The 926-nt window shown below is 36.7% G+C and carries 1 protein-coding gene; it reads right to left on the minus strand.

Annotated elements, in window-relative coordinates:
• Positions 1-284 precede the first annotated feature (284 nt).
• A complete protein-coding gene (locus RM545_RS17445) occupies positions 285-752 on the minus strand; it encodes a hypothetical protein (protein ID WP_311496564.1) in 468 nt (155 codons plus the stop codon).
• Positions 753-926 lie beyond the last annotated feature (174 nt).

Consider the following 926-nt stretch of genomic DNA (forward strand, 5'->3'; position numbering starts at 1 on the left):
TATAAAAACTGTGCGCGGGCGAGCTTGATTTTCCGAAGGAAAATCAAGCTCAACAAGCACGCACGGAGTTTTGAATTTGTACAGGCTTAAGCATTGTTTTTATATACTGTTGTGAGGCGTCTTCAATCTTTGTCCTTTGTAAGAAGCCTCAAAACAAGCTTTTTTTAATATTCATTGAACAGCCCTGGACTCAACGACAGCAGGTCCCAAAAAGCCTCTTTTTTTCTCTCAATTTCTCCGCTAATTCTCATATCTGATTATTAAATAAAGCTGTTCAACCCAAATCAGTCAATGGCACCTTCATTTCTCCAGTGTACTGGGTATTTCACAAACGCTTTATCGGAAATTACTTCAATTAAATAAGTTTGAAATACCCCATTTTTAGATCCGCCATAGGGTTTATATTCTAGTCCATTGAATTTCTTCTCGATCCAATTTCTCTTTTTTTTCTTTATTTGTTCCAAATCGGAAAATTGATATTCATTCAAATAAATCAAAGGTAAAGTATCCGTTAACAGACTATCGGCGTAAAACAAAGCCATATCACCCTTTTTTTGTTCTACATTAAAATAGACACCTGGCACTCCATTATAATCTCTTCTAAATTTTGCGTTCCATTTTTTAGGACCGGTCGCTGGCTTATATTGTATGTAGATAGTATCCTTGGGATACGAAGATTTATATTCCGTTTGGGAAAACCCGACAAAGGGAATAAACATTAATAATAAAAACCGTTTAGTAAATGCATTCATAATTATCAGGTGTTTTTAACGTTCTGCATGTTTTTTTCATTGCAGGGCTACATTGCTCCGTCAGCCCATACTTAATGCCGCTCTATTTTACCTATATTAGAACTTCCTTTGCGGAACACTCTAGATCTCCGCCCCCATTTTCGTCGACCTTCATCTTCCGATGACTCACAACGT

The organism is Autumnicola lenta (assembly GCF_031846515.1).
GTDB classification, from domain to species: Bacteria; Bacteroidota; Bacteroidia; order Flavobacteriales; family Flavobacteriaceae; genus Autumnicola; species Autumnicola lenta.

Bases quoted from the DNA above. Each gene is read 5' to 3' on its own strand.
- RM545_RS17445 (WP_311496564.1), bottom strand. From the start codon at position 752: ATGAATGCATTTACTAAACGGTTTTTATTATTAATGTTTATTCCCTTT.